22 protein-coding genes are annotated in these 24,910 nt (G+C 72.1%); 10 read left to right on the forward strand and 12 right to left on the reverse strand.

The annotated features are described in order from the left end of the window. Positions 1–41: 41 nt before the first annotated feature. A complete protein-coding gene (locus ABTZ58_RS34940; protein ID WP_351365846.1) occupies positions 42–827 on the forward strand; it encodes a dioxygenase family protein in 786 nt (261 codons plus the stop codon). Here the strand turns inward: ABTZ58_RS34940 and ABTZ58_RS34945 are convergent. After that, positions 815–1,351, reverse strand: a complete 537-nt coding sequence (locus tag ABTZ58_RS34945; protein ID WP_351365849.1) for a GNAT family N-acetyltransferase — start codon at positions 1,349–1,351, stop codon at positions 815–817. The genes ABTZ58_RS34940 and ABTZ58_RS34945 overlap by 13 nt on opposite strands. Positions 1,352–1,554: 203 nt before the next feature. Here ABTZ58_RS34945 and ABTZ58_RS34950 point away from each other — a divergent pair, with 203 nt between their 5' ends. Both ABTZ58_RS34950 and ABTZ58_RS34955 read left to right on the forward strand, forming a co-directional pair. After that, a complete protein-coding gene (locus ABTZ58_RS34950; RefSeq protein ID WP_351365852.1) occupies positions 1,555–2,553 on the forward strand; it encodes a sigma-70 family RNA polymerase sigma factor in 999 nt (332 codons plus the stop codon). A 422-nt stretch (positions 2,554–2,975) separates the two neighbouring features. Further along, a complete protein-coding gene (locus ABTZ58_RS34955) occupies positions 2,976–3,644 on the forward strand; it encodes a TetR/AcrR family transcriptional regulator (protein WP_502996179.1) in 669 nt (222 codons plus the stop codon). A gap of 172 nt (positions 3,645–3,816) precedes the next feature. On the opposite strand, the gene ABTZ58_RS34960 is transcribed toward ABTZ58_RS34955, so the two are convergent. Next, the gene (locus ABTZ58_RS34960) at positions 3,817–4,788 is read right to left on the reverse strand and encodes a helix-turn-helix transcriptional regulator (protein ID WP_351365855.1); all 972 of its coding nucleotides are present in this window, start codon (positions 4,786–4,788) and stop codon (positions 3,817–3,819) included. Positions 4,789–4,850: 62 nt separating this feature from the next. On the opposite strand from ABTZ58_RS34960, the gene ABTZ58_RS34965 reads away from it, so the two are divergent. From ABTZ58_RS34965 to ABTZ58_RS34985, 5 genes are all read left to right on the forward strand, one after another. Next, positions 4,851–6,347, forward strand: a complete 1,497-nt coding sequence (locus ABTZ58_RS34965; RefSeq protein WP_351365858.1) for an MFS transporter — start codon at positions 4,851–4,853, stop codon at positions 6,345–6,347. Positions 6,348–6,528: 181 nt separating this feature from the next. Next, positions 6,529–7,290, forward strand: a complete 762-nt coding sequence (locus ABTZ58_RS34970) for a DeoR/GlpR family DNA-binding transcription regulator (RefSeq protein WP_351365861.1) — start codon at positions 6,529–6,531, stop codon at positions 7,288–7,290. Further along, on the forward strand, positions 7,287–8,234 hold the full coding sequence (gene pfkB / locus ABTZ58_RS34975; protein WP_351365864.1) for a 1-phosphofructokinase: 948 nt from the start codon (positions 7,287–7,289) through the stop codon (positions 8,232–8,234). The genes ABTZ58_RS34970 and pfkB overlap by 4 nt, the downstream gene beginning before the upstream one ends. Before the next feature lie 160 nt (positions 8,235–8,394). After that, entirely contained in the window at positions 8,395–10,440 is a 2,046-nt protein-coding gene (locus ABTZ58_RS34980) for a PTS fructose transporter subunit IIABC (RefSeq protein WP_351365867.1), read from the forward strand. Between the two features lie 116 nt (positions 10,441–10,556). Next, positions 10,557–10,712 carry a hypothetical protein gene (locus ABTZ58_RS34985; protein WP_351365870.1) on the forward strand — a complete coding sequence of 52 codons (156 nt, stop codon included), beginning with the start codon at positions 10,557–10,559 and terminating at the stop codon, positions 10,710–10,712. Positions 10,713–10,728: 16 nt separating this feature from the next. Here the strand turns inward: ABTZ58_RS34985 and ABTZ58_RS34990 are convergent, their stop codons facing one another. The 4 genes from ABTZ58_RS34990 to ABTZ58_RS35005 form a co-directional block, all read right to left on the reverse strand. Next, the gene (locus ABTZ58_RS34990) at positions 10,729–11,475 is read right to left on the reverse strand and encodes a DUF6227 family protein (RefSeq protein WP_351365873.1); all 747 of its coding nucleotides are present in this window, start codon (positions 11,473–11,475) and stop codon (positions 10,729–10,731) included. A gap of 178 nt (positions 11,476–11,653) precedes the next feature. Beyond that, the gene (locus ABTZ58_RS34995; RefSeq protein ID WP_351365876.1) at positions 11,654–12,871 is read right to left on the reverse strand and encodes a L,D-transpeptidase; all 1,218 of its coding nucleotides are present in this window, start codon (positions 12,869–12,871) and stop codon (positions 11,654–11,656) included. 244 nt (positions 12,872–13,115) lie between these two features. Further along, complete coding sequence (locus tag ABTZ58_RS35000) at positions 13,116–14,156, reverse strand: P1 family peptidase (RefSeq protein ID WP_351365879.1); 1,041 nt, start codon at positions 14,154–14,156, stop codon at positions 13,116–13,118. A 59-nt stretch (positions 14,157–14,215) separates the two neighbouring features. Then, a complete protein-coding gene (locus ABTZ58_RS35005) occupies positions 14,216–15,445 on the reverse strand; it encodes a low temperature requirement protein A (protein ID WP_351365882.1) in 1,230 nt (409 codons plus the stop codon). A gap of 56 nt (positions 15,446–15,501) precedes the next feature. On the opposite strand from ABTZ58_RS35005, the gene ABTZ58_RS35010 reads away from it, so the two are divergent. Further along, on the forward strand, positions 15,502–15,681 hold the full coding sequence (locus ABTZ58_RS35010) for a hypothetical protein (protein ID WP_351365885.1): 180 nt from the start codon (positions 15,502–15,504) through the stop codon (positions 15,679–15,681). A 52-nt stretch (positions 15,682–15,733) separates the two neighbouring features. On the opposite strand, the gene mscL is transcribed toward ABTZ58_RS35010, so the two are convergent. From mscL to ABTZ58_RS35040, 6 genes are all read right to left on the reverse strand, one after another. Then, entirely contained in the window at positions 15,734–16,192 is a 459-nt protein-coding gene (mscL, locus tag ABTZ58_RS35015; RefSeq protein ID WP_351365888.1) for a large conductance mechanosensitive channel protein MscL, read from the reverse strand. A gap of 180 nt (positions 16,193–16,372) precedes the next feature. Then, entirely contained in the window at positions 16,373–16,870 is a 498-nt protein-coding gene (locus ABTZ58_RS35020) for a CpaB family protein (protein ID WP_351365908.1), read from the reverse strand. Between the two features lie 412 nt (positions 16,871–17,282). Then, positions 17,283–18,140, reverse strand: a complete 858-nt coding sequence (locus ABTZ58_RS35025; protein ID WP_351365911.1) for an S-methyl-5'-thioadenosine phosphorylase — start codon at positions 18,138–18,140, stop codon at positions 17,283–17,285. Between the two features lie 107 nt (positions 18,141–18,247). Continuing rightward, complete coding sequence (locus ABTZ58_RS35030; RefSeq protein ID WP_351365890.1) at positions 18,248–18,559, reverse strand: FmdB family zinc ribbon protein; 312 nt, start codon at positions 18,557–18,559, stop codon at positions 18,248–18,250. 67 nt (positions 18,560–18,626) lie between these two features. Further along, on the reverse strand, positions 18,627–19,919 hold the full coding sequence (locus ABTZ58_RS35035; protein WP_351365893.1) for an MFS transporter: 1,293 nt from the start codon (positions 19,917–19,919) through the stop codon (positions 18,627–18,629). A gap of 278 nt (positions 19,920–20,197) precedes the next feature. Next, positions 20,198–21,727, reverse strand: a complete 1,530-nt coding sequence (locus tag ABTZ58_RS35040) for a potassium/proton antiporter (RefSeq protein ID WP_351365896.1) — start codon at positions 21,725–21,727, stop codon at positions 20,198–20,200. 238 nt (positions 21,728–21,965) lie between these two features. Between ABTZ58_RS35040 and ABTZ58_RS35045 the strand changes: the two genes are divergently transcribed. Further along, entirely contained in the window at positions 21,966–24,821 is a 2,856-nt protein-coding gene (locus ABTZ58_RS35045; protein WP_351365899.1) for a penicillin acylase family protein, read from the forward strand. Positions 24,822–24,910 lie beyond the last annotated feature (89 nt).

Below are 24,910 nucleotides of genomic sequence, written 5' to 3' on the forward strand. Positions count from 1 at the left end.
GTCGTACAGTTTTCAAGTACACGGACGGAAGGAGCCGCAGCATGTCCGCCGCCACTCAGGAGCGCATGCCCGCTCTGTACCTCAGCCACGGCGCCCCGCCCCTGGCGGACGACCCCGTCTGGCCCGGTGAGCTGGCCGCCTGGGCCGCGGGCCTGCCCCGCCCGAAGGCGATCCTGGTGGTCTCCGCGCACTGGGAGGAGGCCCCGCTCGCGCTCGGTGCCACCGAGACCGTCCCGCTCGTCTACGACTTCTGGGGCTTCCCGCAGCACTACTACGAGGTGACCTACGGCGCACCCGGCGCGCCGGAGCTCGCCGAGTCGGTACGCAAGCTGCTTCGCGCCCCCGGCATGCCCGTCCAGGACGTCCCCGACCGGGGTCTGGACCACGGCGCGTACGTCCCGCTGGTCGAGATGTACCCGGGCGCGGACATCCCGGTCCTCCAGGTCTCCATGCCGACGCTCGACCCGGTCCGGCTGCTGGGGATCGGCCGCAGGCTCGCCCCGCTGCGGGACGAGGGCGTGCTGATCGTCGGCTCCGGCTTCTTCACCCACAACCTGGCAGCGCTCCGGCAGGGCGGCATCCCCGCCTGGTCGGCCGAGTTCGACGACTGGGGGCGGCGGGCGCTGGAGGCGCGGGACGTGGACGCCCTGCTCGACTTCACCCGCAAGTCGCCCGCCGGGCGGCTGGCCCACCCGCGCACCGAGCACTTCGCCCCGCTGTTCGTGACCATGGGCGCGGCCGACGCCACGGGGGAGCTGGACGCGCAGAAGTCGGTGATCGACGGATTCTGGATGGGGCTGGCGAAGCGGTCGGTTCAGTTCGGCTGACCGCCCCGCAACGGCTTCTCGTACCAGGCCACGTCCCAGTACCGCCCGAACTTGCGGCCCACCTCCCGGTAGGTGCCGACGTGCCGGAAGCCGAGGCGCTCGTGCAGCCGGGTCGACGCCTCGTTGGGCTGGGCGATGCCCGCGTAGGCCCGGTGCAGGTCCTCGCCGGACAGGGCCTCGAAGAGCGCCTCGTACAGCAGGGTGCCGATGCCGCGGCGGCCGGCGTCCGGCGCGACGTAGACGGTCGTCTCCACGGAGGTCGCGTACGCCGGCTTGGGGCGGAACGGGCTGGACGTGACGTAGCCCAGCAGCTCCTGTGAGTCCCGGTCCGTGGCAACCATCAGGCGGTACGGCCCGTCTTCAGGGTGGGAGAGCAGCCAGGGGCGACGCTCCTCCGGAGTGAAGATCGCGGTGTCGAACGTGATCGCCGTCTCCCGTACGTAGTGGTTGTAGAGGGCCGTGAGGGCCGAGAGGTCCGCTTCGACTCCCGGCCTGACCTGCACCTCTGCACGCTCCAACGACATCGCGTCTCCCTTCGGGCCGGACGGCGGCCCGACAGGGTACTGCATGATCAGAAAAATTGGAGGACCGGTTGGGAATTCTGTCCTGATTCCAGTCGTTGTTTCCATCGGATGCAGGGCACCCGAGGAGAGTCCGGAGAGAGTCCGGAAGACGGAGTCAGGCGTCCGAAGGACCACCCGCTGACCTCATACGCAAGGGAGCTCGCATGGCAACCCGTGCCGTCGCCCGTCGTCAGTCCGCCACCGGCGAGACGGCTGAAGCGGCAAGCAGTGTTCGCGCCCATGGCGGCGAGATCGCCGACCGCGACCTGGTCGGCATGTATCTCGACGAGATCGCGCGCACACCGCTGCTCGACGCGGCCAAGGAAGTCGAGCTGTCGCAGGTCATCGAGGCGGGTGTGTTCGCGAGGCAGGTCCTCGACGGGTACGAGGAGACCAAGACGGACGCGACCCGCGAGGAGCTCGAAGCGCTGGTCGACGCCGCGGAGCGCGCCAAGGACGTGTTCATCCGCTCCAACCTCCGCCTGGTCGTCGCCGTCGCCCGCCGCTACCCGCGCAGCGGCCTGCCGCTGCTGGACCTGATCCAGGAGGGCAACGCCGGCCTGGTCCGCGCGGTCGAGAAGTTCGACTACCGCAAGGGCTTCAAGTTCTCCACGTACGCTACGTGGTGGATCCGCCAGGCCATCACCCGCTCGATAGCCGATCAGTCCCGCACGATCCGCCTGCCCGTCCACCTCGTGGAGGAGCTCGGCCGGATCCGCCGTGTGCAGCGCGAGTTCAACCGCGAGCACGGCCGGGACCCGGAGCCGGCGGAGATCGCCGCCGAGCTCGGTTCCACGCCGGAGCGCGTCACCGACGTGCTCGACTGGGCCCGTGACCCGGTCTCGCTGAACATGTCGGTGGACGACGAGGGCGAGACGCAGTTCGGCGACCTGCTGGAGGACACCTCGGCGGTGTCGCCCGAGCAGTCGGTGCTCACGCTGCTGCGCAGCGAGGAGCTCGACGACCTCATCGGCCGCCTCGACCAGCGCACGGCCTCCATCATCAAGATGCGTTACGGCATCGAGGACGGCCGCGAGCGCACGCTGACCGAGGTGGGCAAGGAGCACGGCCTGACCCGCGAGCGCATCCGGCAGATCGAGAAGCACGCCCTGCTGGAGCTGAAGAAGCTGGCCCGCAGCACCGGTTTCGACGCGGCGGCCTGACCTCGGCGATCACCGTCGACCGCCCCGGCGCACCACTCGTGGCCCCTGCGTGACGGGCTGTGTGCGCCTGGTGGTCACCGCGTACGCCGGGTGGCGAAAGACCGCGCAAACATGGCGTTGTAACGCCGCTTCAAGTCCCAGGGCGCCGGGAACAAGACTTCCGGGTCCACCAGTTCGGGTCCGGGGTCACGCCCCGGCCCGCAGAGCCAAGTCCCGCCGCACTCCCCCCGGCGCCGGGACTCTCCCAAGGCCGGGCTTCGGCGTCCCTCCCCCCGGACGCCGGGGCCCGGCTCTCTCGTTCGCGCCGCCGGCCCCCGCCGGCTCCCGCCGACACCGCGCTGGAGAGCGGGCCACCCCGTACCTGAACCACGGGGTGGCCCGCCAGATGGCAGATTGTGTCACATGGGCATAGCCTGCCGGGCGTGAGCAGCACCACCCCGACCCCGCAGGCCTCGCTGACCGAGCGGCGCAAGGCCGAGACACGCATGGAGATCGCCCGGGCGGCGGCCGGCCTCTTCGTGCGGCGCGGCCTGCGCGCCACCCGCGCGGAGGACATTGCCCAGACCGCCGGCATCGCCCCGCGCACCTTCTACCGGTACTTCGCCACCAAGGAGGAGGCCGTCGCCCCGCTGTACGCGGCCGGTGCCCAGCGCTGGGTGGCGGCGGTCCGGGCCGCGCCGGCGGCGGTGGGCGTCGTGCAGGCCCTGGAGGACGGGGTCCGCAACACCCTCACCCCGGGCGTGGTCGTCTCCGCGTCCTCCTGGGAGTGGGTCCGCACGCTCCTGCGCCTGGCCGCGGCCAACCCGTCGCTGCGCCGGGTGTGGGCGGAGGTGTGCCAGGACTCGGAGCGCATGCTGGGGGAGGCGCTGGCGGAACGGGTGACACGTGCCGGTGCCGTGGCGAGGGACGACGGCGACAACGTTGCCGCCACCCCCGAACTGCGCTTCGCCGCCGCCGTCGCGAGTGCCGCCGTGCGGACCGCGCTGGAGGGCTGGGCCGAGGGGGACGGGCCGGTGGAGGGCCCGGGAAGCCCGGCCGAGCTGGCGCTGCGCAACCTCGCGACGCTACGGGACTTCCCGTTCGGGGCGTGACCCGGCGGCTCGCCCCCGGCTTTCCCCAGGTGCACCGGCCCGGGCGCCTGCCGTGACCCGGCGGGCGTCCTCGGCAACCCGGCGGGCGTCCTCGGCGAAGGACCCGGCGGCCTCCCCGGCGCCGGCCTCGAACCGGGCCGCGAAGTCGAAGTCGGGGGCCCGGCCCTGCCGCTTACGCCCCCGCCCCTGCCGCTCTGCTCAGCCGTGCTCCCAACTCCCGCACGGCGTCGACCAGTTCCCGCGGCTCGTGGACGGTGAAGTCGCACTCCAGCATGGCCAGCCGGAACGCCACCCACTGTGTCGCGTCCCCGACCGACCCGCGCAGCCGGCAGCTGTGCTCGTCCACCGGCTCGGGCGTGCCCAGCCACGCGGGCAGCCGGGCGGCGACGAAGGCGGCCGGTGCGGCGAAGGTGACCTCGAAGTCGTAACTCGGCTGCTGCCGTTGCATCGACCGCCGCAGGTACTCCGCGGCGCTCCCCGTCGGCAGCTCGCGCGGCGTGAACCTCGCGCCCGTGGCGAACGGTTCGCTCACCCGGTCGACCCGGAAGGTGCGCCAGTCGTCCCGGTCGAGGTCGTACGCCACCAGGTACCAGCGGCGGCCCGTCGACACCAGCCGGTAGGGCTCCGTCAGACGCCGTGACTCGGTGCCGTCGGCGGCCCGGTAGGCGAACCGCAGCCGCTCGTGCCCGGCCACCGTCGAGGCCATGACGGTCAGCGTCTCGGGCGCGATGCTGGGTCCGTCCCCGCTGGTCAGCGGGGTGGTGGCGGCCTGCAGGGTGGTCACGCGGTGGCGCAGCCTGCTCGGCAGCACCTGCTCCAGCTTGGCCAGCGCCCGCACCGACGCCTCGTCCAGGCCCTCCACCGCGTGCCCGGCGCCGGCGCGCAGGCCGACCGCGATGGCCACGGCCTCCTCGTCGTCGAGCACCAGCGGCGGCATGGCCTTGCCGGCGACGAGCCGGTAGCCGCCGTCGGCCCCCTTGGTCGCCTGTACGGGATAGCCGAGTTCACGGAGCCGGTCGATGTCGCGCCGGACCGTGCGGCGGGAGACCCCGAGCCGGCCGGCGAGCTCGCCGCCGGGCCATTCGCGGGGCGTCTGGAGGAGGGAGAGGAGCGTCAGCAGCCGGGCCGGGGTGTCCGTCGTCATGCCGTCGAGGATGCCGCACCACTAGGACACGACCTGACCTATTGGGCTCCTAGGGTCGGCGTATGAACTCCACCGAGACCCCTTCGGGCACGGACCGCCGCCGCTGGTTCGCCCTTGCGATCGTGATGACCGCGGCCTTCATGGACCTCGTCGACGTGACCATCGTCAACATCGCCATCCCGTCCATCCAGCGGGACGCGGGCGCGTCCTTCAGCGAGATCCAGTGGATCACCGCCGGATACGCCCTCGCCTTCGCCGCCGGGCTGATCACCGGCGGACGGCTCGGCGACATCCATGGCCGCAAGCGCGTCTTCCTCGTCGGCATGGGGGGCTTCACCGTCGCCTCCGCGCTGTGCGGCCTCGCGGTGAACCCCGAGATGCTGGTCGCCTCGCGGTTCCTGCAGGGCGCCATGGCGGCGCTGATGGTGCCGCAGGTGCTGTCGATCGTGCACGCGACCTTCCCGGCGCACGAGCGGGGCAAGGTGTTCGGGCTGTTCGGCGCGGTCGTCGGCCTCGGTGCCGTGTCCGGACCGCTGCTCGGCGCGCTGCTGACCGAGTGGAACCTGTTCGGCTGGGAGTGGCGCTCGATCTTCCTGATCAACCTGCCCGTGGGGATCGCGGGCCTGGTCCTCGGCAGCCGTTTCATCACCGAGTCCAGGGCGCCGCGAGCGCTGAAGCTCGACCTCGTGGGCGTCTCGCTGGTCACGCTGGGCCTGCTGATGCTGATCTACCCGCTCACCCGCGGCCGTGAGCTCGGCTGGCCGCTGTGGGGACACCTGTCGATGGCCGGCTCGCTCGTGGTCCTCGCGGTGCTGGTGGCGTACGAGCGGCGCAAGGCCGTGCGGGACGGCTCGCCGCTGGTCGAACTGTCGCTGTTCAAGGTCAAGAGCTTCGCGGCGGGGATCGCCGTGCAGACCGTCTTCGGTGTCGCGCTCGGCGTGTTCTTCCTGGTCTGGACGCTGTACATGCAGATCGGGCTGGGCTGGAGCCCGCTGAAGGCCGGGCTGACCGGGGTGCCGTTCTCGATCGCCGTGTCGGCGGCCGCGGGCATGTCGGTGCAGCTGCTGGTGCCGCGCTTCGGACGCAGGGTGCTCCAGGCGGGCGCGCTGGTGATGGCGGCCGGGGTGCTGCTCTACATCTGGGAGTCCGGCCACTACGGCCTCGCCATCACCCCGTGGCAGATGGCCCTTCCGCTGGTCGTGATGGGCGCCGGCATGGGCCTGATCGTCGCGCCGCTGACCGACGCGATCCTCTCCGAGGTGCCGCGCGAGCACTCCGGTTCGGCCTCCGGCCTGATCAACACCGTGCAGCAGATGGGCAACGCGCTGGGGCTCGGGCTGGTCTCGGTGGTCTTCTTCGGCTCGATCGCCGAGCACCTGCGCCCGGAGCAGATGGGCCCGGCCTACGCGGACGCCTTCGAGAACGCGCTGGGCTGGGTGGCCGCGGTGATGGGCGCCATCTTCCTGCTGATGTTCGCGCTGCCCAAGCGGCCCGCGCAGCACGTGGAGGGCGAGCAGGCGCCGGCCAGGCGGAAGGAGCAGGAGCCGGCGCCGGTCTGACCGGACGGACGGCGCGGGACGGGCTCGGCACCTGGGGTGCCGGGCCCGCTGTGTGGTCGGCTGAACTGCTGCGGATTTCCGATCATGCCCGATTGGGCCCGAACCTGTTTACTTCCCGGACATCTCGGCGTAGCCTCCCGCTGAAACCACACGTTCGGGCATGAGGCGGAGGCGAACGGACATGTACGCACCGGAACGGCAGCAGGAGATCCTCCGGCTCGCCCGTGACGGCGGCCGAGTGGATGTCGTGTCGCTGGCCGAGGAGTTCCAGGTGACCGCGGAGACCATCCGCCGGGATCTGAAGGCCCTCGACCGCGCCGGGCTGGTCCGCCGGGTGCACGGCGGCGCCATCCCGGTCGGGCGCCTCGACTTCGAGCCGGACCTCGCCGAGCGCGAGTCCACGGCCGCCGACGAGAAGGACCGCATCGCCAAGGCCGCCCTCGCGGAGCTGCCGACCGAGGGCACGATGATCCTCGACGCCGGTACGACGGTGGCGCGCATGGCCGCCGCCCTCCCGCTGGAGGCCTCCCTCACGGTCGTCACGCACAGCCTGCCCATCGCGGCCCGCCTCGCCGACCACCCCGGCATCCAGCTCCACCTCGTCGGCGGCCGCGTGCGGCACCGCACCCGCGCCGCCGTGGACGCCTGGGCGCTGCGGGCCTACGGCGAGATCCGCGCCGACGTGCTGTTCGTGGCCGCCAACGGCTTCTCCGCCGAACACGGCCTGACCACCCCCGACCTCGCCGAGGCCGCCGTGAAGCGGGCGGCGGTGGCCGCCGCCCGCCGGGTGGTGCTGCTCGCCGACTCCTCCAAGCACGGCCAGGAGCACTTCGCCCGCTTCGGCGACCTGGGCGACGTGGACCTGCTGATCACCGACAGCGGGCTGAGCCCCGAAGACGCCGTCGCGATCGAGCGCGGCGGCACGGAAGTAGTGCGCGCATGATCCTCACCGTCACCCCCAACCCGTCCCTGGACCGCACCTACGAGGTGCCGTCCCTCGACCGGGGCGAGGTCATCCGCGCCACCGGCGAGCGGATGGACCCGGGCGGCAAGGGCGTGAACGTCTCGCGTGCGGTCGCCGCCGCCGGGCAGCGCACGGTGGCCGTCCTGCCGCTCGGCGGCGCCCCGGGCGCGCTCGTCGCCGAACTGCTCGACCAGCAGGGCATCGAGGTCGCCCCGGTCCCGGTCGCCGGGGCCACCCGCTCCAACATCGCCCTGGCCGAGGCCGACGGCGTCCTGACGAAGATCAACGCCCCCGGCCCGGAACTCACCGAGACCGAACGCGAACTCCTCCTGGAGACCATCCGGCACCAGTCCCGCGACGCCTCCTGGATCGCCTGCTGCGGGAGCCTCCCGCGTGGCCTCGCCCCCTCCTGGTACGCCGAGCTGGTCGCCCGCACCCACGCCGCCGGTGCCCGGATCGCCCTGGACACCTCCGGGCCCGCCCTGCTCGCGGCCCTGCGCGAACGGCCCGACGTGGTCAAGCCCAACGCCGAGGAACTGTCCGAGGCCGTCGGCCGCCCCCTCGCCACCGTCGGTGACGCCGTGAAGGCCGCCGAGGAACTGCGCGAGATGGGCGCCCGGGCCGTCCTCGCCAGCCTCGGCGCCGACGGGCAGCTGCTCGTGTCGGACCAGGGCGCCTGGTTCGGCAGCGCCCGGGTGGACGCCGTGCGCAGCAACGTGGGCGCCGGCGACTCCTCCCTCGCCGGTTTCCTGATCGCCGGCGGCAGCGGCCCCGAGGCGCTGGCCTCCGCGGTGGCCCACGGCGCGGCGGCCGTCCAGCTGCCCGGCAGCGTCATGCCCACGCCGGCCGACCTGGACCCCGCGGCGGTGACGGTCACGGCCGACCTGCCCGCGGACCGTGTGCTGAAGGAGCCGGTGTCATGAGCCACGACGAGCAGCGCCCGGTGACGCCCGGGCGGCGGACCTCCCCGTTACGTGCCGCCGCCCCTGTCATCCCAGTCACTCCCGTCACCCCCCACCGCACCCCCGTCCCCCTTTCCGCCCACCTCACCCACCGGGCGATACGCGTGCTAAGGAGCCCGCGATGAGCGACATGATCACGGCGGAGCTGGTCGATCTCGACCTGTCCGCCGACACCAAGGAAGCGGCGGCCCGTGCCCTCGCCGAGCGCATGGTGGCCCTGGGCCGGGTGACGGACCTGGACGGCTTCCTCGCCGACGTGGCCGCCCGCGAGGCCCAGATGCCGACCGGCCTCGACGGCGGCATCGGCATCCCGCACTGCCGCAGCGAGCACGTCACCGAGCCGACGCTCGCCTTCGGGCGCAGCACGGCCGGCATCGACTTCGGCGCGGCGGACGGACCCGCCGACCTGATCTTCCTGATCGCCGCTCCGGCCGGCGCCGACGACGCCCACCTGACGATCCTGTCGTCCCTGGCCCGGCAGCTGATGAACAGCGAGTTCACCGACGCCCTGCGCGCGGTGGGCGAGCCGGCCGCCGCCGCGGCGCTGATCCGCGGCGACGAGCCGGCAACGCCCGCCGAAGCTGCCTCCACAGACCCCGTGGCGTCGGCGGGAGCGGCCTCTCCCGCCGCCGCCACGGCCACCGCCGACACCGCTCCCGCCGAGGAGCAGCCGTTCCGCATCGTCGCCGTCACCTCCTGCCCCACGGGCATCGCCCACACCTACATGGCGGCCGAGTCGCTGGAGAACGCCGGCCGTGAGGCGGGCGTCGAACTCACCGTCGAGCCGCAGGGCTCGGCCGGCTTCACCCGGCTCGACCCACAGGTCATCGCGGCGGCCGACGCCGTGATCTTCGCCCACGACGTGCCCGTACGGGAGAAGGAACGCTTCGCCGGCAAGCCCACCGTCGACGTCGGCGTGAAGGCGGGCATCAACCGTCCCGCGGAACTCATCGCCGAGGTCCGCGAGAAGGCCGCCCGCGGCGAGGTCACCGCCGGATCCGCCCCGGCCACCCCCGTGGAGCGCTCCGGCGGCTCCGGCGAGGGCTACGGCACCAAGCTGCGCAAGTGGCTGATGTCCGGCGTCAGTTACATGGTGCCGTTCGTCGCGGCGGGCGGTCTGCTGATCGCCCTCGGCTTCGCGATCGGCGGATACGGGATCAACAAGGCGCCGTCGGTGATGGACCACTTCACCTGGACGCAGGCCGACAGCTGGGCGGCCCTGCTCTTCCAGATCGGCGGCGTCGCCTTCGGCTTCCTCGTCCCGGTCCTCGCCGGCTACATCGCCTACGGCATGGCCGACCGGCCCGGTCTCGTGCCCGGCTTCGTCGGTGGAGCGATCTCCCTCACCATCAACGCGGGCTTCCTCGGCGGTCTGGCCGCCGGTCTCATCGCCGGTGGCGTGGTGATCGCCATCCAGAAGGTGCGGATCCCGGCGGCGATGCGCGGCATCATGCCGGTGGTGGTGATCCCGCTGATCTCCTCGGCGATCGTCGGGTTCCTGATGTTCGTCGTCATCGGCAAGCCCATCGCCGAGGCCCAGAAGGGCATGACCGACTGGCTGAACGGCCTGTCCGGCTCCAACGCCATCCTGCTCGGCGCCCTCCTCGGCCTGATGATGTGCTTCGACCTCGGCGGTCCCGTCAACAAGGTCGCCTACACCTTCGCCACGGCCGGGATCGCGGTCGCCACCCCCAGCGACTCGGCGATGAAGATCATGGCCGCGGTGATGGCCGCCGGGATGGTCCCGCCGCTGGCGATGGCCCTCGCCACGACCGTGCGCGGCAAGCTCTTCACGCAGACCGAACGCGAGAACGGCAAGGCCGCCTGGGTGCTCGGCGCCTCCTTCATCTCCGAGGGCGCGATCCCCTTCGCGGCGGCCGACCCGCTGCGCGTCATCCCCGCCTCGATGGCGGGCGGCGCGCTCACCGGCGCCCTGTCGATGGCCTTCGGCGCCACCCTGCGCGCCCCGCACGGCGGCATCTTCGTGGTCCCGCTGATCGGCAACCCGCTGCTCTACCTGGTCGCCATCGCCGCGGGCGTCTGCGTCACCACCGCCCTGGTCGTCGTCCTGAAGGGCCTGCGCAAGCCGGCTCCCGGCTCCGCCACGGCCCCCGGTGAGGGCACCACGGCCCCGACGGCGGGGCGGAAGCAGCCGGTGGCGGCCTGAGGCACAGCGGAACCGTCCCTTTCGGGCTGTGTGAGCTGTTCATGCCGCCTGCGAGATAGATCACGAAAGTCACGGCCCGGGACCGATGCCCCGGGCCGTGGTGTCTACTGGGGCGCATGTCCGATCACGTCTCGCGGTGGCCCGAGCGCCACTCCCTCCCCGCCCTCCCGCAGCAGCGGCAGACGGGCTCCCGGTCGGAGTCCGTGGAACTGACCCCCGAGGAGGCAGACGCCTTCGCCGACCTGGTACGCCACTTCGTCGACGGCGGCTGAACCGCGCCACGACGCGCTACGACAGCTGCGCCGCCCGCCGCTCCATCGCCTCACGCGCCGCGTCCTCGCTCACGTACACCTCGCACATGTGCCGCCCGTCCGGCGTCGCCGTGTGCTCGACCTCCCACAGGGAGAGCTCCTCACCGTCGGGCAGCAGGAACGCGTGCTCGTAGAGCGAGAAGCCCAGGCCCGCCCGGCCCGCGCGGCAGGGGCGGCCGAAGGCCTGCGTGATCTGGTGACCCGACGCCGTGGCCAGCCGGGCCGCCGTGTCCGCGCCCGGCCGGTCCTCGTTCTCCGCCCGGCGCAGTAAGCGGCGGGCGTGGTCCGCCGAGTCCTCCGCCGCGTAGGCGTGCCGGGGTGTGGGAGCCGGGGGGAGTTGCACCGTCACCGGCAGTTCGAAGTCCGGCGTGTCCGGCGGCAGCGGGAGCCGCGAGGTCGCGGCACGCAACTCCTCCTCGTCGACGTACACCTCGTGCTGCGGCTCCCTGCCCGGCGCGGTGTTGTGGACGAGCTCCCAGAGTGTGAGCGCCGAGCCGTCGGCCAGCAGCCACGTGTGCCGGTACGTCTCCCGGTGCAGGCCCGCGCTGTGGTGCGCGGAGTGCAGTGAACCGTCGTGCGCCAGCGCGCAGTCCAGCCGCCTTATCGTCTCGTCCGGCAGCTCGAAGGAGTTCAGGGCACGGCCGAGGAGTCGCGCGAGGTGCTCCTCCGGAGACTCGGGCGAGTCATGGGGTTCGTACGCTGCCGTCTCGTACGGAACGCTCAAGGTTTCTCCCGGCGTTGCTGCATGTCACCTTGTGGGTGCATACCGTAGCCCCTCGGTCGGACATCATGTCCGGGAACCGAGAAAACGTACGTCCGGGAAAACGCGCGGGCCGCGCGAAAAGTTCCCGCGCGGCCCCGCCGGTCCGTCAAAAACCCCTGTTGGGCGGTGCTTCGTGAAGTCAGGAGGCGCTGCCCGCGACCCACTGGCTCCAGTCCATGTTCCATCCGTTGAGCCCGTTGTCCGGTGCCACCGTCTTGTCCGGCGAGTTCTTGACGATCACCACGTCCCCGATGAGGGAGTTGTCGTAGAACCACTTGGCGGGCGTGCTGCCCCCGGCGCCCCGGACGTCCGCGAGGCCGACACAGCCGTGGCTGGTGCCCTGGCGGCCGAAGGGCGGGTTGCCCTTGTTGTACCAGTAGTTGCCGTGGAGGAACGTCCCGGACGTCGTCAGGCGCATCGCGTGCGGCACGTCCGGTATGTCGTACTCACCGCCCAGCCCGACCGTCCGGCTGTTCATCCGCGTCTGCACGAACTTCTCGGAGATCACCATCTGCCCGTTGTACGTGGTGTGCTGCGCGTCGCCGGTGGAGATCGGGACCCTCTTGAGCGTCTTGCCGTCCCGCACGACCGTCATGGTCTGCGTGTTCGCGTCGACCGTGGAGACCTGCGAGCGCCCGACGGTGAAGGTGACCGTCTTCTTCTGCACGCCGAACACGCCGTTCGCGCCCTCGACCCCGTCCAGGTCGATCTTCATCGTGACCTTGGACCCGGCCTTCCAGTACTCCTCGGGCCGGAAGTCGAGCCGCTGGCCGTTGAACCAGTGCCCGACCACCTTCTGCCCGCTGCTGGACGTGACCGAGATGTGCGACTGCACGGCCTTGCGGTCGGTGATCGCCTTGTCGAAGGTGAACGAGACCGGCATGCCCACGCCGACCGTGGTGCCGTCGTCCGGCGTGTACGTCCCGATGAAGCTGTTCGACGACGTCACCGTCGTGAAGATGGAGTTGGCCGCGGCCGTCCGGCCGTCGGCGTCCTTGGCGGTCGCGGATATCTGGTACTTCGTCCCGCGCTCCAGCTGCTCCTTCGGCTTCCACACCCGGCCGTCCGCGGAGAGCGAGCCCGGCACGGCCTGCCCGCTGCCCGCCACCGTCATCCTCACGTCCGTCAGCTTGCCGTCGCTGACCTTCACGCCGGTCGTGTTGATGGACGCGCTGGCCGAACCGTCCTTCGCCGAGATGGCGATCTTCGCCACGGACGTCTTCGTGGCGCCCCCGCCGCCCTTCCCGTCGTTCTCGGCGTTGGCGCTGCCACCGCACGCGGTGAGCGTCAGGGCGCCGACCATCAGGGCGGCACTGGCCCCCAGAGTGCGCCGCGCTGAAATGTTCGGCGTTGTCACAGGCTGCTCCCAGTTCATGTGATCTGCGTGATCCGATCCAGTACGTGGGAGAAGAGGGGACCGGCACCCGGCCGGGTTCCGTCCGTGCGCGGTGAACGCCGTCACGTGACGAAACCGCGACAAAGTCCGGTTCCGCTGTGACATCGCCGTGCGCGGACGGGCCGCTCGGCGCCCCGGGGGCAACTCGCCGTGCGGGCGACCCGTTCAGGGCCCTGGGTGCAACTCCCCAGCGAAGAGAGCCTGTTCAGCTCCCCGGGTACAACTCGCCGTACGACGGCCACGCCCCACCGGGCCCGTCGACCGACTCGGCGGCCCGCACGGCCCGGACGATCGCCCGGGTCACGACGTCCGCGCCCGCCGCCAGGACCGCGTTGAGCGCGAGCGGATCCGCCGCGTCCAGGGCTCGGTCGCCCGTCGCCAGCGCGAACACCGTGTCCCCGTCGTTCAGCAGATGCACGGGCCGCACCGCGCGGGCGATGCCGTCGTGGGCCGTGCCGGCCAGCTTCTGCGCCTGCGCCTTCGTCAGGTCCGCGTCCGTGGCGACCACGGCCAGCGTGGTGTTGAGCGGCGGCGGCGCGCTCCGCGCGGACGTCTTGGCGAGCCGCCGCCGCGCGGCCTCGTGCACCTCCGCCCGCGGGTACTCGACCCGCCCCTGGAACAACTCCCCGTACAGCACCCCCGTTTCCGGATCCAGCACCGACCCCGCCGCGTTGGCCACCGCCAGCGCCGCCACCGTCACCCCCGAGCCGAGCACCGTGCTCGCGCTGCCGACGCCGCCCTTCACCACCCCCACGACCGCGCCCGTGCCGGCGCCCACACACCCCTGCGGCACCCGCGCGCCCGGCTCGCTCGCCGCGGCCGCCTCGACCGCGGCCCGCCCCAGGGCCGCGTCGGGCCGGGCCCGGAAGTCGCCGCCCCGCCCCAGATCGAAGACGCACGCCGCGGGCACCACCGGCACCACGTGCGCCGGGTCCACCCCCACCCGGATCCCGCGCCCCCGCTCCTCCAGCCAGTCCATCACCCCCGACGCCGCGTCGAGCCCGTACGCGCTGCCGCCGGTCAGGACCACCGCCTCGACCTTCCGCACCACGTTGCGCGGGTCCAGCGCGTCCGTCTCCTTGGTGCCGGGACCGCCGCCCCGTACGTCCACGGCGGCCACGGCCCCGCCCTCCGGGGCGAGCACGACCGTGGTGCCGGTGAGCCAGCCGTCGCCGACGCGGGTCGCGTGCCCCACCCGCAGACCGGCCACATCCGTCAGTGCGTCCATCCGAGCCTCGACTGTCATGGCGCACAGTCTCGTCCAGACGGCGGCCCGCACGGACCATCGCGGCAGGCGATGCCGTCTCAGGCCGCCGGGCGCGCAGCCGCGTGGATCCTCGCCGGGCGCGTCACCAGCGTCTCTCCCGCCACCACCGACAGCGCGCACACCACGCCCGCGGTGAACACCGCCCAGTCGCCCAGGAACGTGCAGCAGATCACCAGCAGAGCCGTCGCCGGCAGCACCAGCTGCTGGGTGATGCCCACCTTGAAGTGGCGGGAGTGCAGGGCCCACAGGGTCAGCAGGTACAGGGCCGTCGGCAGGGTCACGGCGGCCGACGCCGCCAGCGTGGAGATGTGCGCCTTGCCGGCCGTCCGCTCCACCGTCACCTCCAGACCCGCCCCGATCGCGGCCGCCGAGGCGAACACCAGGTAGTGGCCGTAGCCCCACAGGAACGCCTGCCGGTTGGAGCGCAGATGGCCGTGGACGGGCACCACGAAGTACAGCCACCACGCGGCGAAGATGATCAGCAGGCCGCCCGCCGCGATGGGGAGGAGCTCGCCCAGCGCGTCGTTCTCGTCGACGCCGGACTTCACGGCGACCGTGGCCGCGGCGATCGTCTCGCCCAGCACGATGATGGTGAACAGCCCGTACCGCTCCGCGATGTGGCGCGGATGCCAGGCCGTGCCGTACCCCCGCTCCGCGAACGGCGGCACGCACATCTCCAGCAGCGCCATCGCCAAAAACCACCAGGGCCGGGCCCCCTCGGGCAGGAACAGCAGCCCCAGCCAGCCGACCTGGCACAGCAGCACGCCGCCGGCGTAGCGCAGGGCCGTCGCCCGCTCCGGGCCCTCGCTCGACCGGGCCGCCCGCAGCCACTGCGCCACCAGGGCGAGCCGCATGATGACGTAGCCCAGCCAGACCAGGAGGTACTCGTGCTCCTCGAACGCCTGGGAGACCCCCGCGGCGAGGACGAGCACGCCCGCGATCTGCACCAGCGTGACCACCCGGTACAGCACGTCGTCGTTGTCGTACGCCGAGGCGAACCAGGTGAAGTTCATCCAGGCCCACCACAGGGCGAAGAACACCATCGCGTAGTCGACGATCCCCTCGCCCGCGTGCCCCTCGGCGACCGAGTGCACCAACTGGACGCCGGCCTGGGCGACGGCCACGACGAAGCACAGGTCGAAGAAGAGCTCCAGCGGCGAGGCCGTCCGGTGCTCCTCGTCGCGGCCGCGGGCCCTCAGCCGGCGCAGCAGGCCCCGGCCGCCGGGCGGGTCGGAGAGGCCGGGCGGGGGAGGGGTACTGGAGGTCATGATTCCCAGCACAGCAGAAGGCACCGGGTTTTTCTCCGCGACCGTACCCTGGACGCATGAGCACCGCTCCCGAACCCGAGCCGCGCGCGCCCAGGCCCGCGCTGGTCTTCGACGACCCGCTCGACCAGCAGTCCTCCGACGACACCGACCGCGGCTGGGGCGAGCGCACCGACTCCGGCGGCGGCGCGGCCGACCTCAAGCGCTTCCTCGACGAGAAGCCGCCGCACCACCTCTGAAACAGCCGGCACAACCCCCGGCGAAACACCCGGACGGCCGCCGCCCGGAGCGCTACTGCCGGTCGTGCCCCGGGCCGCGCTGCGCGACCAGGGCGTCCCGGATCTCCTTCAGCACCTCCAGCTCGGTCACGTCCATGACCTCCTGCGTGCCCTCCTTCGCCTTGCGGCGGGCCTCCATGCGGGCCAGGTACTTGGCCATCGGCAGGACCATCAGGAAGTAGACGACCGCCGCCGTGATCACGAAACTGAGGGTGGCGCCGAGGACCGAACCCCACAGGATCCGGATGCCCTGCTCGCCCTCGCAGGCCGAGCTCAGGCAGGAGCTGTAGTGGTCGAGGTTCTTGGTCCCGATGGCCCCGACGACCGGGTTGATGATCCCCTTCACCACGGCGTTGACGATGTTGGTGAACGCGGCACCGATCACCACCGCCACCGCCAGATCGACGACGTTGCCGCGCATCAGGAAGGCCTTGAAGCCCTCCCAGACGCTCGGGTCCTTCTTCTCGCTCACCTGGGGGCCTCTCCTCGTACGAGCAGCTTGTGGAACAAAACGCTCCGCAACCTACGGCACCGTCGGACCGGACCGGGCACGCGGGTCCCTCCGACGAGGGAGGCGACGGAACCGCGCCCCGCGGCGCCGCACCCCTCGCCCCCGTATCCCTTGTCCCCGCGCCCCTCGCCCCCGCGCCGCTCACCACAGCGTCACCGCCAGCCGGGCGGTGGCGCTCGCACCGGCCAGACGGGCGGCGGTGGCACGCGGCACCGAGAGCACGATCAGTGCCCCGCCGTCCAAGGCGCCCTCCACCGGCTCCGGCACCTCCCTCACCCGGGCCCCGCGCGCGACGACCCGGGCCTCCCCGCCCGTCGCCGTATCCTCGGCGGCGATGACGTCGACGCGGTCACCGGGCCGCAGCAGCCGTACGGTCGCGGCGTCGGCGATCCGGACCGGGGCCGTCGTCGCCCCGACCGCCCGGTGGGTCCGGGCGGAGTGCTCCTCGGGGAGCGAGGCCGTGCGGGCGGGTGACTGCGCCCGGGGCTGACCGCGGGCCCCGTCAGCGTCGCGCGGACCCGCCGCCACGAGCGCGGTCGCCGTGACCGCGAGCCCGACCGCGACGGCCCGCCGCCGGTGCCGCACGAGCCGGCCCGAACGGCACCGGCCGCGCACCCGTACCGGGTCGAACCTCGGCACCTCGCGGGTGGCGGGGACCTCGGCCCCGGGCGGGCCCGGTGCGACGGACCAGGAGGGAGACGACGGCGCGAACGAAGGGCGAGCGAGGGACACGGAGACCACCACCTGCGACGAGGGACCGGCTTGCGCTCCCCACGATGAGGCGTCCCGCCGCGTCCCGCTCAGGCCTGTGGACCCACCGCCGGGCTGTGGACAACTCCCTCACCCGAACGGCGAGTTCCGCACCAGCCGCCCCTGCCCCTCCCACCCTCGCCCCGGAACGGCGACTTACGCCCCGGCCGCCCCTCCCGCCCTCGCCCCGCAGGAGGGCACGCCCGAGGCACGCATGGAGGCACGCACGGAGGCACACCCGAGGCACGCACGGAGGCACACCCGAGGCACGCACGGAGGCACGCCCCAGGTCGCCCACCGCCTACGGCAAGGCGATCCCCGGATCCATGCCACCCAGCGCACTCACGCACAGACACTCCCGCTCGTCCGCCCCCGGCAGCGCGGCCACCGCGTCGAACAGCACCCCCCGCAAGCGGTCCACGTTCGCCGCGAACACGCGCAGCACCTCGTCGTGCGAGACGCCCTCGCCGGTCTCCGCACCGGCGTCGAGGTCGGTGACCAGCGTCAGGGACGTGTAGCAGAGCTCCAGCTCGCGGGCGAGCGCCGCCTCGGGATGGCCGGTCATGCCCACCACCGACCAGCCCTGCGCCTGGTGCCACAACGATTCGGCACGGGTCGAGAAGCGCGGCCCCTCGATCACCACCAGCGTGCCGCCGTCCACCGGCTCCCAGTCCCGCCCGCGCGCCGCCTTCAGCGCGACGGCCCGCCCGGTGGGGCAGTAGGGGTCGGCCAGTGAGACGTGCACCACGTTCGGCACCGTGCCGTCGGGCAGCGGCAGTCCGTCGTAGTAGGAGTTCGCGCGGGACTTGGTGCGGTCGACCAGTTGGTCCGGCACCAGCAGCGTGCCCGGCCCGTACTGGGGGCGCAGACCGCCCACCGCACAGGGGGCGAGCACCTGGCGCACGCCGACCGACCGCAGCGCCCACAGGTTGGCCCGGTAGTTGATCCGGTGCGGCGGCAGGTGGTGGCCCCGTCCGTGCCGGGGCAGGAAGGCGACCCGACGGCCGGCGACCTCACCGAGGAAGAGGGAGTCGCTGGGCGGCCCGTACGGGGTGTCGACCCGGACCTCGGTCACGTCGTCGAGGAAGGAGTAGAACCCGGAGCCGCCGATGACGCCGATCCCGGCGCCCTCCGTACCCACCTTGCCCACCGAGTCCATCGGGGTCGCCGCGTTCGTGTTGTTCGCCATGCCCGCACCCTAACCGCACGCGGAACCACCGAGGACCCCGTCGCCCGAGGGCGACAGGGTCCCGGAGGAATCAGGCCTCAGGCGGCGGTGCTGCTGCTGCTCGTGGAGCTGCTGCCCGTGCTCGACGACGAACTCGACGAGCTCGACGAGCCGGAGTCCGAGGACGACGAGGAGCTCGACGACTTCGACGCCGGGGCGCTGCTCGACGAGGAGCCGCGGCTGTCGTTCCGGTAGAAGCCGGAGCCCTTGAAGACAATGCCGACCGCCGAGAACACCTTCTTCAGGCGGCCCTGGCAGCTGGGGCACTCGGTGAGGGCGTCGTCGGTGAACTTCTGCACCGCCTCGAGGCCCTCGCCGCACTCGGTGCACTGGTACTGGTAGGTGGGCACTGTCTTCCTCCTGGCACTCTCACTCGATGAGTGCTAACGACGCTTAATAGTGACGTATTCCGGCCGCTCAGTCCACTGCCACCGGCGTGCGGTGACCCACGCCACGTGCGACGGTCCGGCCCCGCCCCCTCGGTGACAGCCGGGAACGCAGCGCCAGCAGGGTCGCCAGGGCCAGCAGAGTGCCGCCCATCGGCACCAGGAAACCGGCGCCGTCCCGGAAGCGGTCCTCCAGCTGCCCGGCGACCGTCACGGCCGCCGCCTGGCCGAGGGCGACCGCACCGGTCAGCCAGGTGAAGGCCTCCGTACGGGCACCGGCCGGGACCAGGCCGTCGACCAGGGTGTAGCCGGTGATCAGCGCGGGCGCGATGCACATGCCGACCAGCAGGCCGAGGCCGGCGAGGACGGGGACCGAGTGGGCGGCCCACAGGCCCGAGGCGGTGAGCGCCAGCGCCGTGTAGCCGACGACCAGGCGCCGGTGCGGTGCCGCCTTCCAGGCGATGGCGCCGCAGACGATGCCGGAGAGCATGTTGCCCGCGGCGAAGACGCCGTACAGGACGCCGTTCAGGCCGGGCTCGCCGATCGACTCGGTGAACGCCGCCAGGGAGACCTGCATCCCGCCGAAGACCGTGCCGATGCCGAGGAAGGTCACGATCAGCACGCGCACCCCGGGGACGCGCAGTGCGGAGGTGCGCTCCACGCGCGCGTGGCCGCCGCCGGAGACCGAGGGCTGGGTGCTCTTCTGGGCGGCGAACAGCAGACCGCCGACCAGGGTGAGCGCCGCCTCCGTGACCAGCCCCGCGGCCGGGTCGACGGCCGTGCACAGGGCGGTGGCCAGCAGCGGCCCGACGACGAAGGTCAGCTCGTCCGTGACGGACTCGAAGGCCGCGGCGGTCGTCATCAGGGGCGAGTCCTTGAGCGTGACGCCCCAGCGGGCCCGCACCATCGGCCCGACCTGCGGCACCGAGGCGCCGGTCGGGACGGCCGCCGCGAACAGCGCCCACAGGGGCGCGTCCATGAGCGCCAGCGCCGTCAGCGTCAGCCCGGACACGGTGTGCAGCAGCACGCCCGGGATCAGCACCGCGCGCTGCCCGTAGCGGTCGGCGAGGCGGCCGCTGTAGGGCGCGAACAGGGCCATGGAGACACCGGTGACGGCCGCTGCGGCGCCCGCCGCCCCGTAGGAGCCGGTGGTGTGCTGCACCAGCAGCACGATGGAGATCGTCAGCATCGCGAACGGCTGGCGCGCCGCGAAACCGGGGAGCAGGAACGTCCAGGCGCCGCGGGTGCGCAGCAGCCGGCCATATCCCGGGCGGGCGGAAGCCGGCGGGTTCTCCGACGTCTTCGAGGTGACCGTGGATGCCACGGCCCGTGCCTTTCTGCCGCCTGGTAGCGCGGCCCCGTCAGCGGGCGGCGCCGAGAGCTGTCCTCTTGCGCGGAACTGCGGTAGATGCCGGGGCCCGGTGAGGAGGGGCGTCCCGACCGCCATACGGTCGCGCCAGCTCTGCGTCAGGCAGAGTTGGTTCGATCTGGGTACGCCTTCATCCTACAGGGGTCAGGGGTCCCGCCACCTGTGAAAACGAGCACCATGACCCTGCCCGCCCTGCAAATGCCAAAACGGGACAAATGTTCAGCGAAGGTCTGTCAGGGGCCCGGCCCGTCCGTCCCCAGCCACCCGGCCAGCTTGCCGCCGTGCCCGACCGCCCGCAGCCGGCTCTCGGTCGCGTCCCGGACGGGGTCGGTGGCGACCACCAGGAGTTCGTCGCCCCGCTGCAATATCGTCGTCGGCAGCGGCACGAAGGACTCGCCCTCGCGCACCACGAGCGTCACGGCGGCACCGTGCGGCAGCCGCAGCTCGGCCACCTCCACGCCGTGCATCTTCGAACCGTCGGGGATCGCGACGGACAGCAGATGCCCGCGCAGCCGCTCCAGCGGCGCCGACTCGATGCCGAGGTCGGCCGCCTCCGAATCCTCGCCCAGGCGCAGCTTGCGGCCCAGCCAGGGCAGCGTCGGGCCCTGGACGAGGGTGTAGACGACGACCAGGACGAAGACGATGTTGAAGATCCGGTCACTGCCCTCGACGCCCTTCACCATCGGGATGGTCGCCAGGATGATGGGCACCGCCCCGCGCAGCCCGGCCCAGGACATCAGCGCCGACTCCCGCCAGGGCACCCGGAAGGGCAGCAGGCAGGCGAACACGCCCAGCGGACGCGCCACCATGGTCAGGACCAGCCCGATGACCAGCGCGGGCACGATGTCGTCGCCCAGCTCGTGCGGGGTGACCAGCAGGCCGAGCATGACGAACATGCCGATCTGCGCCAGCCAGCCCAGACCGTCGGCGAACCCGCGCGTGGCCGGCCAGTGCGGCAGGCGCGCGTTGCCCATCACCATCGCCGCCAGGTACACCGCGAGGAAGCCGCTGCCGTGGGCCAGGGCGCCCGCCGCGTACGCCGCCACGGCGATCGCCATGACGGCGATCGGATACAGGCCCGACGCGGGCAGCGCCACGTGCCGGAGGCCCCAGGAGCCCAGCCAGCCCACCGCGAGCCCGATGGCCGCGCCGATCGCCAGCTCCAGCAGGATCACACCGAGCAGGACGTACCAGTGCTCGACCGGCCCGGCCGTGGACAGGGACACCACGAGGATGACCACGGGGGCGTCGTTGAAGCCGGACTCCGCCTCCAGCGTGCCCTTCACGCGCGAGGGGAGGGGAATCTTGCGCAGCACGGAGAACACGGCCGCCGCGTCGGTCGAGGAGACGACCGCGCCGATGATCAGCGCCTGCCGCCACTCCAGTCCGACCAGGTAGTGCGCGGCCGAGGCCGTCACCCCGACGCTCACCGCGACACCGGCCAGCGCCAGCGCCGTGGCGGCCGGCATGACCGGCTCGATCTCCTTCCACTTCGTGCCCAGACCGCCCTCGGCCAGGATCACGACCAGCGCCGCGTACCCGATGACCTGGGTCAGCTCGGCGTTGTCGAAGTGGATGTCCCCGATGCCGTCCTGGCCCATGGCGACGCCGATGCCCAGGTACACGAGCAGGCTGGGGAGCCCGCTGCGCGAGGAGATCCGTACCGCTGCGACGGCGACGAGCAGGACGAGCGAGCAGACGAGCAGGAGCTGGTTGAGGTGGTGAACAGTCAGCGGCCGAATCCTTCCCTGGCCCGCACGCACCCGCGCGTGGGCTCACGTACATCGCACATGAAGAGGTGGCGCAGCGCGCCGACTACTTCGTTACCTTACCTAACTCTTGACGATTTCTTGACGCTCGGGAGGGCAAGATCGAACGCCCGCCCGTGCCGGTTCCCGACTCCGCGTCAAGGGGCGCAAGGCCCTGCGCCTATCGTTGCTCCAGCGCTCAGTTAAAAGCACAGCCGAACCTGCCGCTCGCGTTAGGACAGCAAGGACAGCGATGCCCACCGACACCACCGCCTCCACGGGTCAGCAGCCCGGCAAGTCCGGCAGGAGAAAGGGGCGCAAAGTCCGTCTCCTCGTGCTCGTCCTGGTGCTGGCCCTCCTCGGGGGCGTCGCCTTCGGCGCGTACTGGACCATCAGCACGGTCCGGGCCTCCTTCCCGCAGACCAAGGGCACCCTCACGCTCGAAGGTCTGACGGGACCCGTCGAGGTCAAACGGGACGACCACGGCATCCCGCAGATCTACGCCTCCTCCGACGCGGACCTGTTCATGGCCCAGGGCTACGTCCAGGCCCAGGACCGCTTCTACGAGATGGACGTCCGCCGCCACATGGCCGCCGGACGCCTGTCGGAGATGTTCGGCAAGAGCCAGATCGACAACGACGAGTTCCTGCGCACCCTGGGCTGGGACCGGGTCGCCAAGCAGGAGTACGACACCAAGCTGTCGGCCGCCACGAAGAAGTACCTCCAGGCCTACGCCAAGGGGGTCAACGCCTACCTCCAGGGCAAGGACGGCAAGGACATCTCCCTGGAGTACGCGGCGCTGGGCTTCACCAACGACTACAAGCCGCAGCAGTGGACCCCGGTCGACTCGGTCTCCTGGCTGAAGGCGATGGCCTGGGACCTGCGCGGCAACATGCGGGCCGAGATCGACCGCGCCCTGCTGACCAGCCGCCTCGGCCCGAAGCAGATCGCCGACCTGTACCCGCAGTACCCGTACAGCCGGAACAAGGCGATCGTCCAGGAGGGCCAGTACAGCCAGCTGACCGGCGCCTTCGAGCAGGGCGGCACGGCCGGCGGCGCCGGCACCGCCGGTACGGGTGGCACGGCCGGCACCGCCGGTACGGGTGGCACGGCCGGCACCGCCGGCACGGGCGCGGGCACCGCGGGCACGTCCGGCACGGCCTCCGGCACCGCGGGCACGTCCGGCACCGCGGGCGCGTCCGGCACCTCCGGCCTCGACAGCCAGCTCACCGGCCTCACCCGGGTCCTGGACGACCTCCCGCCGGCCGTCGGCGTGAACGGCGACGGCATCGGCTCCAACTCCTGGGTCGTCAGCGGGAAGCACACCATCACCGGCAAGCCGCTGCTGGCCAACGACCCGCACCTGTCGCCCTCGCTGCCGTCGGTCTGGTACCAGATGGGCCTGCACTGCCGCAGCGTCTCCAGCACCTGCCAGTACGACGTCACGGGCTACACCTTCGCCGGCATGCCCGGCGTGATAATCGGTCACAACCAGGACGTCGCCTGGGGCATGACCAACTCCGGCGTCGACGTCACCGACCTCTACCTGGAGAAGATCACCGGCGACGGCTACCTCTACGACGGCAAGGTCAAGCCGTTCGAGACCCGCGAGGAGACCATCGAGGTCGCCGGCGGCCCGTCCAAGAAGATCGTCGTCCGCGAGACCAACAACGGGCCCCTGCTCTCCGACCGCGACGAGGAGCTCGTGAAGGTCGGCAAGAAGGCCACCGTCGACACCGCCGCGCCCGACCGGGGTGACGGCTACGGCGTCGCGCTGCGCTGGACCGCGCTGCAGCCGGGCACCACCATGGACGCCGTCTTCGCCATGAACAGGGCGAAGAACTGGACCGACTTCCGCAAGGCCGCCGCCCTGTTCGACGTGCCCTCGCAGAACCTGGTCTACGCCGACACCGAGGGCCACATCGGCTACACCCTGCCGGGGAAGATCCCGCTGCGCGCGGAGGGCTTCGACGGCTCCCTGCCGGCGCCCGGCTGGGACCCGGAGTACCGCTGGACCGGCTACATCCCGCAGGACGCGCTGCCCCACGAGTACGACCCGGAGCGCGGTTACATCGTCACCGCCAACCAGGCCGTGATCGACGAGGACGAGTACCCCTACACGCTCACCACGGACTGGGGCTACGGCACGCGCAGCCAGCGGATCACCGACCTGATCCAGTCGAAGATCAAGGACGGCGGCAAGATCTCGACCGACGACATGCGCCAGATGCAGCTGGACAACAGCAGTGAGATCGCCCGGCTGCTGGTGCCCACGCTGCTGAAGATCGACACCGGCGACAGGGACGTCCGCGAGGCGCAGAAGCTCCTGGAGGGCTGGGACTACACCCAGGACGCCGACTCGGCGGCCGCCGCCTACTTCAACGCCGTCTGGCGCAACATCCTCAAGCTGGCCTTCGGCAACAAGCTGCCCAAGGAGCTGCGGCCCAGGGGACAGTGCCTGTGGGTCAAGCCGGTCAACACCACCGGCCCGGCCGACGAGGCCGAGGAGGTCCGCGAGTGCGGGCAGCGCGCCCCCGACAAGGCGCAGCCCGACGGCGGCGACCGCTGGTTCGAGGTGGTCCGCAAGCTGATGGACCAGCCGAAGAGCGACTGGTGGAAGACGCCCGAGGTGGGCACCCGCGACGGCGCCGTCAACCGCGACCAGCTGTTCAAGCGGGCCATGGTCGACGCCCGCTGGGAGCTGACCGCCAAGCTCGGCAAGGACATCGACACCTGGAGCTGGGGCCGGCTGCACCGCCTGTTCCTGAAGAACCAGACCCTCGGCACCGCGGGCCCCGGTTTCGTCCAGTACGCCCTCAACCGCGGCCCCTGGGAGCTCAGCGGCGGCGAGGCGACGGTGAACGCGACCGGCTGGAACGCCGCCGGCGGCTACGGGGTGGTGTGGGTGCCGTCCATGCGGATGGTGGTGAACCTCGGCGACCTCGACAAGTCCCGCTGGATCAACCTCACCGGCGCCTCCGGGCACGCCTACAGCGCCCACTACGTCGACCAGACCGACAAGTGGGCCGACGGCGAACTGCTGCCGTGGTCCTTCTCCGACCAGGCGGTCGAGAAGGGCACGGCCGACAAGCTGGTGCTCAAGCCGTGAGCTTCTCGAAGACCATCGGCACGAGGTTGAAGACACCCGTGTCCGCCAGCTCCGGGCTCGCCGCGCCGGCCACGTTGAAGTAGCGCAGG

This window comes from Streptomyces sp. NPDC094143 (assembly GCF_040303825.1).
In the GTDB taxonomy this organism is placed as follows: domain Bacteria; phylum Actinomycetota; class Actinomycetes; order Streptomycetales; family Streptomycetaceae; genus Streptomyces.